We start from the raw sequence: 15,175 nt of genomic DNA, 5'->3' as shown, positions 1-15,175 counted from the left end.
CACCTAAAATCCCCTCTTTAGCTGTTATGCATGTTTTTTCTAGGCATGGGAAGGGGTCGTGCAACGGAACTTAACAAGAACATGACCTTGGTCATGGGTGCACGGTTTTTCATTCAAAAATAGAATTTGATGACAGAATGCTTACAGCAGGCTGCCAGCAATCATGCCCACCAGCAGCACAAACCCCAGCCACACATTTTGCCGAAAAATTTTGCCATAAATGGAGCCAGGGGGACGCTGCGGTCGGAGTTGGGTATATTGCCATGCCCAGCCTCCGGTGGCGATCGCCAGTGTTACCCAATAGCTTCCGCTTAATTGCATGACTCCACCGAGTGCGGCCAATAACGCCACCGCTCCCCCAAAGAACAGTCCAACCGCCAAGGATGCGCGATCGCCAAAAAAGAGCGCACTGGAGTTTACCCCAATGCGGCGATCGTCTTCGCGATCGGCCATGGCATAGACCGTGTCAAATCCAAGCGTCCACAATACGGTTGCGCCCCACAGCAACCAAGTGGGTTGTTCCAATGTGCCCGTCACCGCCGACCAGCTAATGAGAACCGCAAACCCCCAGGCAATTGACAGCACCAACTGCGGTACCGGAAACACCCGCTTGGCACTGGGATACAGCACAATGACCGGAACGGCAGCTACACTCAGCCAAAAGCTCAACGGTGTTAAATAGAACGTGAGCCCATAGGCGCACAACATACCCACCAGCGCCACCACAAACCCCGTTTGCACCGTGAGCGATCGCGCGGCCAGAGGCCGATTTTTCGTGCGCTGCACGCGTGGGTCAATATCTCGATCCCACAGGTCATTAATCACGCAGCCTGCCCCGCTTGTTGCTAGCGTTCCCAGCACAATCACTCCAATCAGCGGCAGTGGCGGCACACCTCGCGCCGCCAGCACCACCGCCCATAGCGCCGGAATCATCAAAATCAACCGTCCGGCAGGCTTATCCCACCGCAACAACCGAACGATAGTAAGCCAGGTGGGTTCGTGCTTGGTTGGATCGGTCAGCATAGGTGAGGGAGTTGGAAAGGGCTAGGGGCTAGGATTTAGGGGTTAGGGAGGCGGGAGGAGGGGAGGGGCTAGGATTTAGGGGTTAGGGAGGCGGGAGGAGGGGAGGGGCTAGGATTTTGGGGTTAGGGAGGAGCAGGTAGAACCAGAAGTCTGGAATGAAAAGGGTGCAAGAGAGTACAGCTAATAGTCATAGTCCCAAATTCTGCTCTCTTGGTGTCCGCAGGCCACTCAATTGCTCGAGCAACCAGCAGAGATTCATGTTAATTTCCCGACTCCCGCTTCCCCCTATCCCCTAGTCCCTAACTCCTAACCCCTCTAAAGTAAGGTTACAGGAGGGACAGTGACCTACGGTAGCGCATGATCATTACGGTGGCGAGTTTTAAGGGTGGGGTGGGCAAGACGACGACGGCAATTCACTTGGCAGCATTTTTGCAAACGCAAGGGGAAACGTTGTTGATTGATGCCGATCCCAACCGTTCGGCGACGGGGTGGGCCAGCCGGGGAATGCTGCCGTTTGAGGTGGTGGATGAGTGGCGATCGCCCCAGCGGATGCGACGAGTTGACCATGTGGTGATTGATACACGGGCTCGTCCGGCACACGATGATTTGGCTTTGTTAACCGATGGGTGCGATTTGTTGGTGTTGCCTACGACTCCGGATGTGATGGCGCTGGATGCGTTGGCCTTAACGCTGGAATATTTGCACGAAGTGGGCGCGAATCGTTATCGAATTTTGCTGACCATCATTCCGCCAAAGCCCAGCCGCGAGGGCGATCAGGTGCGGGTTATGCTTCAAGAAACGGGAATGCCCATCTTTCAGACGGGCATTCGACGGCTGGCTGTGTACCAAAAGGCTGCAAAGCAGGGCGTCCCTGTGTATGAAGTGAAAGACCCGCGTGCGGCGGAAGCTTGGGAGGACTATGCGCAAGTGGGAGCCGAAATTTTTCACAAAATCTGATGGCCCCAAGACTACTCGCAAATGCTGGGCTGAGCTGAGTTTCCAGGATCAGGGTCTTGCGGCCTGTTGTTAGAGGATGTCTGAGAAGTCACAAAATAGGCCCTCATCCCCCAACCCCTTCTCCCAACATTGGGAGAAGGGGGGCTGCAAACCCTTTTCCCTCTCCCAATTTTGGGAGGGGAAACACAAGGGGAGAGGGCAATACACGAAGCTTTAGGCACTTTTCAGACGTCCTCTTACTCCATCTTTTCCCCACTTAGGATAAAGATGGGATCGAGTGCGGCAAACACTTGGCTGGTGCCCCGTCGTTCCAATCGGTTGAGGGCGGATTGCACAACTTCAATGTTGCGGGTTTGGAGTTCTGCCAAGCTTTCGGAAATGGTGTACAGCCCTTCAAAGTTGGTGGCAGTGGCCACAATTCGACCGCCAGGTTTGAGGCGGCTCCAGGCAGTGGCAATGATGTCTTTGGGCGATCGCCCGCCTTCGATGCATACGCAGTCTGGGGCTTCGGTCAAGGGCTTGAGACATTCTGGAGCACTGCCCTCGATCACTTCTACATTAGTGACCGAGAAGCGATCGCAGTTGCGCCGAATCAGGCTGGCGACCTCTTCATCGCGCTCAATGGCGTAGATCTTCCCCTGCGGGCACAGCAGCCCCACCTCAATGGGAATTGTGCCCGTTCCCGCGCCAATATCCCACAGCACAGCATTGGCCTGGAGCCGCAGTTGGGCCACCAGCAATACGCGAATTTCGCGCTTGGTGAGCGGAATACCAGGCAACTGCTCAAACAGCTCATCGGGAATGCCAGGAGTGGTGTAAGGCCAAAGAGGTGAAGTCATCGCGAGGCATTGGCTAGGGGCTGATCGGTCAAACGGTCGGCTTGGCCTCATTCTAGGCGACTTCCGATAAAGCGATCGCAGGGCAATGTAAACGCTAGGTGAACTTTTTCCCTGAGGAACTTAGCGGAGGAAACCCTGCTACTTTTGCTGCCAGATCACCAAAATTACCCCCGCAATGATGCATCCCAGCCCAACCAGGCGTGCCGGGGGAATCGTTTCCTTGAACACAAAATAGCCGAGCAGCACTGCAAACACATAGCTGAGCGCCACAGACGGGCCAACAATGCTGAGCTTGACGCGAGTGAGCACCAAAATGTAAGCGATCGAGGCAAGGCCATAGCACGCTAGGCCAAACAGCAACTCAGGGGTAATCGCAATTTTGAGAATGTGGCTAATTGCGTTGGTGGCTTCGACTCGCCCTAGCTTCAGCGCTCCAGCTTTCAGAAAAAACTGCCCTGCGACTCCAATCAAAATGGAGGACAGTAAAAGAAGAAATTCGTTGAGCGCCACCGCAACCTCCTACCGTTAACCGTTCTTAGTGTACCGCCCGCACGAGGGCGAATCGGTTGCTTGCTCCAGAATTTCGCAACCACCCAGACTGACGCATCTGGTTGGAATCTGAACGCTGTGGCCTGGTGGGTCGGGGGCCACGCGCACCACTAACCCACCATCTGCCTGTGACAGCCTTTGCCAAAAACAAGACTAGTTTTCTCAAGAGTTCGGATATGCTCTGGCTAGGATCGATGCAGCACGTTTAGATAGGGATTGGGTACCACTTGCAACTGTTAACCTCATGTCGTAATTGCCATGACTGAAACGATTCGATCTCCTTATTCAGAGGAGCAGGTGTCTGTGTGGCTTCAGGGATTGCTGGCGATCGCCTGGGCCGATGGTCATTTCGATGAGCCAGAAAAGGCCATGATTGCCAGTTTGACCGAACTGGAGCTTGCCCCTCAGCTCGATTTAAACACTCGAAGCACGGTGACACCGCAGGATGTGGTTCGCGTGCTTGGTGCCGATCCGCATGCTTCGGAAAACTTTTTGCGAACCGCGGTCATGGTGGCGATCGCCGATGGGGTGTACTCACCGGACGAAGATGCGCTGTTGCACCAATACTGCACCGGGCTAGGCATGAAGGCTGACATTTTGGACTCGCTGCGAGCGACCCTGGCCCAAGTTCGCTCTGCCACAGAAACCGGGATGAGCGCACCCGCAGGGAACAGCCAAGGGTTTGACGCACCCGCCGAGCACTACGTGCCTGTGTTGGCCCCCGTGCAGGAATGGCTCGATGGCCTCGAAATCCATGACCCACGGTTGGCCCGCTTCCTGTGCAAAATGATTCCGCCGCAGTGCCCGTTTGAGCGGGATGTCGTGTTATTTGGCAAAAAAGTGGTGCACATTCCTGCCATGTGCAAGCTCAACCCGCTCTACGAACAACTTGTGGGCCTGCGGTTTCGATCGCTCTCATACCTGGCCGATGAGTGTGGAGAAGATGTCTCCCCCTATGTCTAACGTGAGTGATGGATAAGCTGAAGCGTCCATGTTTGCGTGGGCGTTGCACATGCAAACATGGGCTTTTCTGGGGTTTGCGCAACGCGCAAACCCCAGAAAAGCCCTTCACCGAAACTGACTTTATGTCTAGGGCGATTAGGGATAGGGCGATTAGGGATACTAGCTCACACTACGTTCACTACGCTCAAGCCTGAGTATGCAGGCCATGTAGGCGCACCTGAGCAGCCTACATGGCCACCTGCTTAACGTGGTCTAGCATTTGCAGTCCATGCACCAGCGATGCCCCTCCCCGAATCGCCGTTGCCACATGAATGGCCTCGGTCATTTGCTCTAGGTCGGCTCCCTGTTGCAAGCTTTCGTTGCTATAGGCATCGATGCAGTAGGGACACTGCACCGTATGGGCCACGGCGAGCGCAATGAGCGCCTTTTCCCGGGCTGACAAGGCCCCCTCGGCAAACACCGCACCGTAGTAGTCAAAAAACTTTTTGGCCAGTTCGGGGCTGCCTTCGCCAATGTTGCCAAACTGGGCCAAGTGTTCGGGCTTGTAGTACTGTTCCATAAGTAATGGTTGCGTTTGCGCTAAGCGGGAGTAGACGCTACCTACTCTAGCGCTATTGCTCGGTGGGTCAAGTCCCGTGCATTTGTTGCCATGCCAACTCTGCGCGTTCGGCCTGTTGGGCATTGCAAGCCCAGCATGTTACGTAACATTGCTGATACGTCAGCCGACCATTTTGCGCTCCAATCAAGGTCATATTTCCCGAATGTCGAGTCATGCTCGACTCCATGGGCATAATGAATGGGTGTTTTGTTTTTGCCCATATCGTTTTACGCAGTTGGAATGGTTTTAGCCAACTGAATCATCAGCATTCTTCCAGGTTTTTCTGCCTTAAAAGCTTTGAACTAAAAGATCAACTTGAGGTTTGCTTCCTCGCTCTTCGGGCATTTGCGCCAGCCAGAGAGGAACAGGCGCACAAATTTTCGTGATGGCCATCAAATAAGGGAATTGCATCGTGGCAGCGTCGTTTGAAGATGTAATTGATGAGTTTGCTCAAGATTCCAGCCTGCGAATCAAGAAGCTGCTCGTTTACGCCTGCAAAAACTATTGGGAAAGTGAGCCTTACCGCCTCGACTATTTTGATCTGTCGAGTTTGGTGTTGGAGTTGATGCAGCTTTTGCCAACGTCCGCCCAACTTGAGGCGCACTTAATCAAAGTTGCTGGAACGCTGAGCAAGGCGGCGGAATATACATTAGTGGCCAATATGATTGTTCATCACCTCAAGCCGCTGTATCCAGATGAGGTCATGACCGAGGGTGCGATCGCCCTGTCTGACGAAATCTTATCTGTTGCCACCGCATTGGATCATGAGCCAGAGCAGCATCGCATCAAGAAACTGTTGTACTGTGCCTGCCGACAGGTTTGGGAAAATGACCCGGTGGTACTTCAGCACGTAACATTGGGCGAGCTAGTGGCGGAATTGGTGGCGATCGCCCCCGATCTCCAAATTTTGCGCGATGGATTAGTCAGCATTGTGGCCACGCTCAATCGCCGGAATGAGTACATGCTCATTGCCCAAACGGTGATGCAAACCATGGCTGTGCTGTATACCTCAACGCCTGAAGGAGCCGTGACCGAGGCCAGCCCAATGATGACGCAACCCATGCATGAACCCATGCCCAGGGGAATGATGAGTCCACCCATGGTGCCCATGCCTGCGCCGCCGCCGCCACCGCCGCCCTTTGTGGTTCAGCCTGCAATTGTTTCATCCCGCCCTGACCCATCGGATGAGGATGAGCCAACGACTGCGGCAACCCCATCCACCCGCATGATTCCAACCGATCAGCGGACCTGGGTTGATCTGCGGCTGGAAATTATGAACTATTGCAATCCCCTCCGGGCAAAGGTGCTGCTGTACTCAGCTCTGTATGAACCGGTGGGGGCGGAAGCGGATATATGGACAGTGCTGCGATCGCACACCTTAGATGGCTTGGTGCAGCAACTCGTTGCCCGGTGCGATCGCCTGCAAGATGCCAAACATTTGCTGCGGCAACCATTGGCCCATCTCGAATCGCCCGATCAATATCGCCAAGTGGCAAGCGCTATCCTGCGGGCAATTCGGGTTCTGTACCCTAACGATGATCCCTTCACTATGGATAGCATCTCGGCTGCTGATATTGCTGGCGATCGCTCGGCCTATCAGCGGGTTATCCCTCATGATGATGAAGCCACCTCCCCAGATTTGCGATCGCACTCCTCTTAATCCCACCTCCTTACTCTTCTCATTCCCCCCATGAACGCCCAGGAAATTTTGCGCCAGTATGCCGCCGACCAAATCAACTTTCAAGGCGCGAGCCTGAATGGCATTAACCTGGCCGAAGCCGACCTGATCGGCATTAACCTGAGCCAAGCCGACCTGCGCAACGCCACCCTTTCCCTGGCCTACCTCAATCGGGCCAACCTCAGCCAAGCCAGTTTGGTTCGGGCCAACATGGCTGGTATCAACCTCAGTCAAGCCAATCTAATTCGGGCCAACCTGCGCGATGCCGACCTGCATGGAGCCATTTTGCGCGGAGCCGACCTGCGCGGAGCTGACCTATCCCTGGCCAACCTGTGCGATGCCAACCTGTGCGATGCCGACCTACGTAATGCTGAATTGGGGGGAGCGAATCTCACCGGAGCCTGCCTGCGCGGAGCCAACCTACGCGAAGAAAATCGAAAATACATCGCTAACCTGCGCGGCGCAAATTTGAGTCAAGCCGACCTGCGTGGAGCGAACCTGACCGGAGCCGACCTCGCCCGCGTCAGCCTGCGCGGAGCCGACCTGAGTGAAGCCATGCTGCGCAACGCCGACTTGCAAGGTGCCGACCTTACAGAAGTCAACCTGACGGGAGCCTTTTTGACCGAGGCCAACCTGCTGCAAGCCAGTCTTTACCAAGCCACCCTTCGCAATGCCAAGCTAGAGCGGGCCGATATGCGTGAGGTCGATCTCACCGAAGCTGACTTGACCCGCGCTATTTTGCCCGATGCCAAACTTTCCAAAGCTCGCCTCAAGCGGGCGATTCTCTCTTTTGCCCAAATGAGCCGAGTTGACCTGAGCCGAGCCAACTTGAGGGGTGCCCAGCTCAACGCTGCCCACCTGACCGATGCGTATTTGGCTCGGGCCGACTTTACCGAAGCCGACCTCACAGAAGCCAACCTTGTTCGCGCCGAACTCAGCACCACCAACCTGATTGGAGCCATCCTTCAAGGCGCCACCATGCCCAACGGTGAAATTCATGAGTAGTGGCACAACTTACGCACGTCATCCGAAAAACCAGGGGGGTGAATGATGTTTGGAGCGGTAAGCGCTCCAAACATCATTCGACTGCGTAAGTCCTGACAGAATCGAACAGATTTTAGGATGATTGGGCGTGCGTCAAGTTCATGAATGCGGCCAAAGCCAAGATACAACAAGAACCTAGCGTTTCGCCCATGCCGCTGAATTCCTTTACCCCACGGCTTCCCCACTTCTCAATTTCCTACTCCCCACCTCTTAACGCTAGAATTTGTGCATTCTGGCTGATATTCAATTCCTCCAATTACATGAGCAATACCGTACTGGATGTTCGTAACCTCAGTGTTGAGTTTCGGACGGATAACCGCGTTGTGAAAGCGGTAGATGGGGTCTCGTTTGAGCTAAAGCGTGGACAAACGCTCGGAATTGTGGGGGAATCGGGATCGGGAAAGTCTGTAACGGCGCTGTCTCTGATGGGACTGGTGCCCAATCCGCCAGGGCAAATTTCGGGTGGTGAAATTTGGTTTCGGGGTGAAGATCAGCCGTCGATTGATTTGGTTGGCTTGCCCCCAGAGCGGTTGCGCGAGTTTCGCGGTGGCCAAATTTCGATGATTTTTCAGGAGCCGATGAGTTCGCTAAACCCGGTGTATACCGTTGGGTTTCAGCTTACGGAGGCAATCTTGCAGCATGAAAGCATTTCTGCGCCAGAGGCGCGGCGGCGGGCGGTGAATTTGCTGCAAGAGGTGAAGCTGCTGCTGGCAGATGAGGAGCTAGAGGAGCAGTTTCTTCAGGAATGGTATGAAATGCGGCTCACGAGTAGCTTTCAACAGGTAGAGCCACCCCCCCAGCGAGAAATTCAGCAGGCGGTGAATCGGCGCAAGCTTTCGATTTTGGATCGCTACCCCCATGAGCTGTCGGGTGGGCAAATTCAGCGGGTGATGATTGCCATGGCGATCGCCTGTAATCCATCGGTGCTAATTGCAGACGAGCCTACGACGGCTTTGGATGTGACGGTGCAGGCGCGAATTTTGGATTTGTTGAGGGAGCTGCGCGATCGCCGTCAAATGTCGATTGTGTTTATTACCCACGACCTGGGCATCATTGCCGAAATTGCCGACGTGGTAGCCGTCATGTACCAAGGCAAGATTGTAGAGTATGGCACCATTCTGGATATCTTTTCCAATCCACAACATCCCTATACCAAGGGGTTACTGACCTGTCGCCCCCAGCCTGATCGGCGGCTGCGGTATCTGCCTACCGTCTTGGACTTTATGGAAGTGGTGACAACGCCAGAGGGTCTCGAAGTTCGCGAGAAGCCCATGGCGATGGCCCAGGCGCTGCGGCTAAACACCGAAATTAGCGAAGTTGAAAGCCAGGAACGCTTGCAAGCCCTCCAAGCCAACCCTCCCTTAATGCAAGTCACCAACTTGCAGGTGGGTTTTCCGATTCGGGGAACGTTTGGGCAGGCTCAGCGCTATGTCATGGCAGTCAATGGCGTATCGTTTGATGTGTTTCCAGGGGAAACGTTGGGGCTGGTGGGTGAGTCGGGCTGTGGCAAATCGACCCTAGCGCGGACGTTGCTACGGCTGATTAAGCCGATGGGCGGTTCCATTCTGTTTGATGGGGCCGATTTGGCCAAAGTGGATGGTCAGCACTTGCGAAATCTACGACGCGAGATGCAGATTATTTTCCAAAACCCTTTCGGCTCCCTCGATCCGCGCATGAGCATTCGTGCGGCGGTGATGGAGCCGTTGAAAATTCACGGCGTTGGCAAGTCAAAACGCAACCTTGAGGAGCGCGTGGCATACCTGCTGGAGCGAGTAGGACTCAACCCGGCCTGGGGCGATCGCTTTCCGCATGAGTTTTCGGGTGGGCAGCGGCAGCGGGTCTGTATTGCCAGAGCCCTGGCGCTCAACCCCAAGTTTATTATTTGTGATGAGTCAGTTTCGGCTCTGGATGTATCTGTGCAGGCCCAAGTGCTGAACCTGCTGAAAGAATTGCAAGATGAGTTCAAACTCACCTACATTTTCATCTCTCATGACTTGAGTGTGGTGAAGTTCATGAGCGATCGCATTATGGTGATGAACCGCGGCAAGGTTGAAGAGATCGGCCCCGCTGAGCACATTTACCGCAATCCCCAATCCGCCTACACAAAACAGCTGATTTCGGCCATTCCCAAAGGCAGTATTGAAGCAATTCGCGATCGCCAAGCCAGTAGGAGCAGGGACTAGGGATTGGGAGTTAGGGACTAGGAGAAATGCGACATTCGCTTGTCAATGCTCGCAAATGCCATATCCCCAAACCCAGCGCTCGCCTACTCCCTACTCCCTAACCCATACTCCTTACACCGGCTGCACCACAGGTGGAATCGGCTTTTCTTCCTGTGGTACGGTGGGTTGCCGAGTTTTGAGATTGAACCGGAAGCCATGGGGCAAGATGTGCAGCTTCACATTGTGAACTGCCAGGTGCTCATCGGCCAACAGGTGTTCCACGTTGTTGTACGTGGCACCCGATTCATCCACGACTGTGACAGAGCCACTGCCCACCACCTCTAGCTCATCCTCATTGACGATGATGGCGGTGTCTTCGTCGATGCCAAAGCCCAAGTTGGCGGGCTGTTGCACCAAGGCAGACACCAGGCGTCCCAAGCGGCCTCGCTGGGCAAAGTGCTGGTCAATCACAATCCCTGGCAGAAATCCCATCCCTGGGCCCATGTCCACCACATCCACCCGAGGGCTAGCTTTCGATTCACCCTCAATGATCATGATGTCGGGCATCATGGCGGCTCCTGCGCTAGTGCCACCAACTACGACACCCGCCGCATGGCGTTGGCGAATCGCTTTGTCGAGGGTGGTTTCCTTAATGAGCTCAATAATGCGAGCCTGATCTCCTCCGGTAAAAAAGATGCCGCTTGCTTGTTGGACATCTTCGATGAAGTGGGGCTTGTCAGCATCGTCGCGAATCTCGGTGTCGATAATGCGAACATCTTCAACGCCTAGTCGCTCAAATACTCGGGTGTAGTCATCGCCAGCTTCGCGGGGCATGCTGGTTGCTGCGGTAAGCACCACAATGCGCGCTTTGGTGCCGCCAGCCAATCGAACAAATTCTCGCAATACGGTGCAGTTTCCTTCTTTGTCTTCTGCTCCACCAATAATGATGAGTGGGCCCTGTGGCGTGCGATCGCCCATAGGTGGGTGGCCTCCTATTGCCATGTGAAGATCCTCAGTGTGTCATTTTGATCACCTTTCTTGCCTGATCCCCTGGATAGAACTTGTAGTAAGGCGATCGCTCTATCTCACCCCTTGGGTTGGATCTATGGAGCTGAAAACTCATCTCCTATTCCTGGGAACTCTAAACAACGTAGGACTTACGCTCTTCATCTGAAAAAATCAATGGGTTGAATGATGGTTGGAGCGCTTATCGTCCCACCCATCATTCAACTGCGTAAGGCCTGTAACGGTGAGAGAATCCTTGGGAAGGGTAGATATGAAGCGTCGGCATCGTTTTACTTCCTGGGTGCTGATGGCGGTTTTGGGTTGGAGTTTGGTGTGGTTCGTTGGTGCGTGTCGCCAAGGGCCTCAGCTTGTCAAGGTTGATGGAAGTTCAGCAAAAGACTTGGTGCAGCTCGCCCAGGTCGATCGCACTCCAACACCGACCCGTGCGAATATGCCAAGCGAGCAAGGAGCCGCATCCGAGGCCGACTACATTTGGTGGGAAGCCGAAACGCCCCTTGCAAGCAACTTTCCATCCCAGAATCCCTTTGCGCCTGCCAATGCCGCCGAAGCCCGCGCCCTATCGGCTGGAGCCTGGATTGGACAAGACCGAGGAGCGATCGCCCCCGACTTCCAACCGCGCTTCTTGGACTATGAGGTGACGGTGCCTGTCGCTGGACGCTACCACTTCTACACGCGCAAGTTTTGGAAACATGGAGCCTTTCGCTGGCGCTGGGATGATCAATCCTGGCAGTCGGTGAGTCGGTTGGTGTACCTCATGGATGCGGTGCTGGTGCGATCGCAGGTGGTGGTGAACTGGGTGCCCCTAGGAGATGTGGAGCTAACCCAAGGTCGGCATACGTTGCGCATTGAGCTGACCCAGAGTGGAGATGTGGCGGCATTTGATTGTTTTGTGCTGACTCGGCAACCGCTGCGTGCCCGCGGCACCCTCAAACCCGACGAAGAATATGCCCGAGCGCGCCCCGGTTGGTCAGTGTTTGACCCCATGCCCGATGAGTTTTTGCCCAGCCCTATTGATTGGCGATCGCTCAACGAAGCCTTTGCAGGCGAGCAGGGCCGCATCCAGGCCAGGGGAGAAGATCTGGTACACGAACGCTCTGGCGAAACCGTGCGATTTTGGGGGGTGAACTTGGGGCTTGATGCGCTGGGCATGGATGAAGCCACCATGGCGCGCATGGCTCGGTTTTTGGCCAAGCGCGGGGTGAATTTGGTGCGGTTTCATGGCAACTTGCTCACTCGCGATTTGCAGGTGGATGCCGAAAAGCGCGATCGCCTCTTTGCCCTGGTCGAAGCGCTCAAAGCCGAAGGCATTTACACAGCGCTTTCCATCTATTTCCCGATCTGGATAAAGCCCATGGATTGGTTGGGCTACAGCGGCCAGCATCCCTTTGGGCTGATATTTTTTAGCGATGAGTTTCAGCAGCGCTACTACAGTTGGTGGCGCGAGCTGCTAACCACGATTAACCCAAAAACTGGGCGATCGCTTCGGGATGATCCGGCTATTGCCCTGGTGGAATTGGTCAACGAAGATTCCGTTTTCTTTTGGACGTTTAAGCCATACGAGACGATTCCCATTTCCCAATCCATTTTGCTAGAGCAACGGTTTGGTGCCTGGCTTACCCAGCGCTACGGTTCAATTGATGCGGCCCTTACCACCTGGAACGACCCGTCAGAAAATCTGCATCCCACGCCCGATCGGGTGGCGGTGCAGGCGGCGGCGGTCATCTCCTCGGAGCGGCGTACCCCTCGTGCCCAGGATACGGCTCGATTTTTGGCTGACCTACAGCAGCAATTTTTTGAAACGGCGATCGCCTATCTGCATACCGACTTGGGCTATCCCGGCTTGGTGTCGGCTTCCAACTGGGTCACCGCCAATCCCCGCATTTTGGGGCCATTGGATAAAGCGACAAATACCGTGGCCGATGTGATGGATCGCCATGGCTACTTTAGCGGCCTTCATCGGGGAGATGCGGCTGGTTATACCCTCGCCGCTGGCCAGGAATACCGCGATCGCACCGCCCTGTATTTGCTGGATAAAGACGAACAGGCCGAAGACGCAAACCTGCCCATTGTGGGAGTGACCTACAACGGCAAGCCCGCCATGGTGAGCGAACTCAACTGGGCCATGCCCAATCGCTACCGGACTGAGTTTCCGTTACTGGCGGCCGCCTATGGACTGTTGCAAGGTAATGATGCCTTTTGCTTGTTTGCCATGGATTACGATGGGTGGGCTCCCATTCTAGAAAAGTCGGCGATCGCCACGCCCAGCATTATGGGTCAGTTTCCGGCGGGTGCCTTTTTGTACCGCCAGGGTTTGCTGCAACCCGGAGCCAATGTTGCCGATATCACTCTTAGCCTGGAAGAGGTGCGATCGCTGGCCGGAGCGCCGATTTCCGCACCCCAAAGCCTGGACACCTTTCGCGCTGCCGATATTCCCCCCGGTGGCGAACTGCTGAGTATGACGGCTTCCGAGCTCGATCCCCTGGCGATGTTGGTGGGGCAGGTCAATCTCCGCTTTGCCACCACGGCCACCGCCCGCATTCAAGACCTATCGCCCTATGTCAACCGTCAGGCCAAAACCGTGCAAAGCTCGACCCAAGAGCTGCTATGGAATTATGGGAACGGCTTAGTAACGGTCAATGCGCCCCAGGCTCAGGGGGCAATCGGTTTTTTGCGGCAAGCAGGCTCTATCCAACTCGATACCCTAATCCTTTCCAGCACCTTGGATTATGGTTCTGTGATGCTGGTGGCGCTGGATGGCAAACCCCTGGCGCGATCGCACAAGATGCTGCTGCAGGCCATGTCTGTCGATGAAAACGACGGCTGGAAAGCCAGCGGCGACCCCATCAAAGTGATTGAATCGGTTGGGTCTGCGCCGCTCATGGTGCAAAACCTATCGGGGCAGATGGCCCTGAATCGCCCCGATGCGCGATCGCTCTCCGTCACTGCATTGGATGCCAACGGGTATCCCATCCGGCAAATTGACCAGGGCGATCGCTGGGAACTGTTGCCCGATGCCTTCTACTACCTCATCGAAAAAAATTAGATCTCCAGTGGAAATTGATACGAGAATGAAGCGTGCGATCGCCCCTGCCGATTGAATCGCTTCGAAGCGATTCGAATCGCTTCCTACCGAACAGCCCAACCAAAATGATTCCCGTAAACTAAAAACCGACCGCAAACGTGTGGTGTGGTTATTGTTGTTTTGTGCTTGTAAATCTCGCTATGACCAACTCCTATCCCCGTGACCTCATTGGCTACGGCCGCACTCCTCCCCATCCCCAATGGCCCAACGATGCCCGCATTGCCGTGCAGTTTGTCATCAACTACGAAGAAGGCAGCGAAAACTGCATCCTGCATGGAGATGCCGCCTCCGAAGCGTTTCTCTCCGAAAGCATTGGCGCAGCTCCTTTGCTAGGGGTTCGCAATTTGAATATGGAATCTTTCTATGAATACGGTAGCCGAGCTGGCTTTTGGCGGCTGTGGCGGCTGTTTACCCAACGTGGAATTCCCGTGACGGTGTACGGGGTTGCCATGGCTTTGGAGCGCAACCCCGATGCCGTGGCCGCTATGCAAGAAGCCAGTTGGGAAATTGCTAGCCACGGCTACCGCTGGATCGACTACCAATACATGGGTGAAGCCATGGAGCGAGAGCATATTCAACAGGCGATCGCCATTCACACCCGCGCCACGGGGAGTCGCCCCCTCGGCTTTTATCAGGGGCGTGTCAGCCCTAACACGCTCCGCCTGGTGGTCGAAGAAGGGGGCTTTCTCTACAGCGCAGACAGCTACGCCGACGACCTGCCCTACTGGAACGACGACTACGGCAAACCGCAGCTCATCATTCCTTACACCCTCGACAATAACGACATGCGCTTCGCCACCGCTCAAGGGTTCAACTCTGGCGATCAGTTTTTTGCCTACCTGCGCGATGCCTTTGATGTGCTGTACGCCGAAGGGGCCGACGCTCCCAAAATGATGAGCATTGGCCTGCACTGCCGTTTGGTGGGGCGTCCGGGGCGTGCTGCTGCGCTGGCTCGCTTTTTGGACTATGTGCAGCAGCATGAACAGGTGTGGCTATGCCGCCGCATTGATATTGCCCACCACTGGCACCAACACCATCCTCCCCGGCGGGCAGGCTAGCCAGACCAGAACCCACCAACCCGACTGCCAGCGATCGCACCCTGCCCCTCTAAAATGGAGAACAGGGCTGAGATACCTTGTGCATCAATCCCAAAAAAGTTGGGAGATTTTGAGCTGGCAAGCCCGCCCAAAACCTCCCAACTCTTTCAGTCCTATGAGGAAATGTAATCGGGTAACGCGCGATCGCCAGGCTTTG

12 protein-coding genes are annotated in these 15,175 nt (G+C 55.2%); 7 read left to right on the top strand and 5 right to left on the bottom strand.

Translation table 11 applies throughout. The features are described from left to right. Nucleotides 1-141: 141 nt before the first annotated feature. Entirely contained in the window at nt 142-1,023 is an 882-nt protein-coding gene (locus ACQ4M4_RS01465; protein ID WP_430682668.1) for a 4-hydroxybenzoate solanesyltransferase, read from the bottom strand. A 357-nt stretch (nt 1,024-1,380) separates the two neighbouring features. Between ACQ4M4_RS01465 and ACQ4M4_RS01460 the strand changes: the two genes are divergently transcribed. Then, a complete protein-coding gene (locus ACQ4M4_RS01460; RefSeq protein WP_430682667.1) occupies nt 1,381-1,980 on the top strand; it encodes a ParA family protein in 600 nt (199 codons plus the stop codon). 236 nt (nt 1,981-2,216) lie between these two features. Here ACQ4M4_RS01460 and cbiT read toward each other — a convergent pair whose 3' ends face one another. Both cbiT and ACQ4M4_RS01450 read right to left on the bottom strand, forming a co-directional pair. After that, nucleotides 2,217-2,819 carry a precorrin-6Y C5,15-methyltransferase subunit CbiT gene (gene cbiT / locus ACQ4M4_RS01455; protein ID WP_430682666.1) on the bottom strand — a complete coding sequence of 201 codons (603 nt, stop codon included), beginning with the start codon at nt 2,817-2,819 and terminating at the stop codon, nt 2,217-2,219. 138 nt (nt 2,820-2,957) lie between these two features. After that, entirely contained in the window at nt 2,958-3,329 is a 372-nt protein-coding gene (locus tag ACQ4M4_RS01450; RefSeq protein WP_430682665.1) for an EamA family transporter, read from the bottom strand. A 297-nt stretch (nt 3,330-3,626) separates the two neighbouring features. On the opposite strand from ACQ4M4_RS01450, the gene ACQ4M4_RS01445 reads away from it, so the two are divergent. Then, entirely contained in the window at nt 3,627-4,331 is a 705-nt protein-coding gene (locus ACQ4M4_RS01445) for a Mo-dependent nitrogenase C-terminal domain-containing protein (RefSeq protein WP_430682664.1), read from the top strand. Nucleotides 4,332-4,557: 226 nt separating this feature from the next. On the opposite strand, the gene ACQ4M4_RS01440 is transcribed toward ACQ4M4_RS01445, so the two are convergent. Then, nucleotides 4,558-4,890, bottom strand: a complete 333-nt coding sequence (locus tag ACQ4M4_RS01440) for an arsenosugar biosynthesis-associated peroxidase-like protein (RefSeq protein WP_430682663.1) — start codon at nt 4,888-4,890, stop codon at nt 4,558-4,560. Nucleotides 4,891-5,341: 451 nt separating this feature from the next. On the opposite strand from ACQ4M4_RS01440, the gene ACQ4M4_RS01435 reads away from it, so the two are divergent. From ACQ4M4_RS01435 to ACQ4M4_RS01425, 3 genes are all read left to right on the top strand, one after another. Continuing rightward, entirely contained in the window at nt 5,342-6,589 is a 1,248-nt protein-coding gene (locus ACQ4M4_RS01435) for a hypothetical protein (protein ID WP_430682662.1), read from the top strand. 30 nt (nt 6,590-6,619) lie between these two features. Next, the gene (locus ACQ4M4_RS01430; RefSeq protein WP_430682661.1) at nt 6,620-7,612 is read left to right on the top strand and encodes a pentapeptide repeat-containing protein; all 993 of its coding nucleotides are present in this window, start codon (nt 6,620-6,622) and stop codon (nt 7,610-7,612) included. Nucleotides 7,613-7,911: 299 nt separating this feature from the next. Next, the gene (locus ACQ4M4_RS01425; RefSeq protein WP_430682660.1) at nt 7,912-9,834 is read left to right on the top strand and encodes an ABC transporter ATP-binding protein; all 1,923 of its coding nucleotides are present in this window, start codon (nt 7,912-7,914) and stop codon (nt 9,832-9,834) included. A gap of 111 nt (nt 9,835-9,945) precedes the next feature. Here the strand turns inward: ACQ4M4_RS01425 and ACQ4M4_RS01420 are convergent, their stop codons facing one another. After that, entirely contained in the window at nt 9,946-10,815 is an 870-nt protein-coding gene (locus ACQ4M4_RS01420) for a cyanophycinase (RefSeq protein WP_430682659.1), read from the bottom strand. A 274-nt stretch (nt 10,816-11,089) separates the two neighbouring features. Between ACQ4M4_RS01420 and ACQ4M4_RS01415 the strand changes: the two genes are divergently transcribed. Both ACQ4M4_RS01415 and puuE read left to right on the top strand, forming a co-directional pair. Next, on the top strand, nt 11,090-13,882 hold the full coding sequence (locus ACQ4M4_RS01415) for a hypothetical protein (RefSeq protein WP_430682658.1): 2,793 nt from the start codon (nt 11,090-11,092) through the stop codon (nt 13,880-13,882). A 179-nt stretch (nt 13,883-14,061) separates the two neighbouring features. Beyond that, nucleotides 14,062-14,979 (top strand): allantoinase PuuE, encoded by a 918-nt coding sequence (puuE, locus tag ACQ4M4_RS01410; protein WP_430682657.1) that lies wholly within the window; start codon nt 14,062-14,064, stop codon nt 14,977-14,979. Nucleotides 14,980-15,175: the final 196 nt, after the last annotated feature.

The organism is Leptolyngbya sp. AN02str, from assembly GCF_050565595.1.
In the GTDB taxonomy this organism is placed as follows: domain Bacteria; phylum Cyanobacteriota; class Cyanobacteriia; order Elainellales; family Elainellaceae; genus Kaiparowitsia.
The sequence above is the reverse complement of the archived record's forward strand: the minus strand, read 5'-3'. Positions and strand labels throughout refer to the sequence as shown.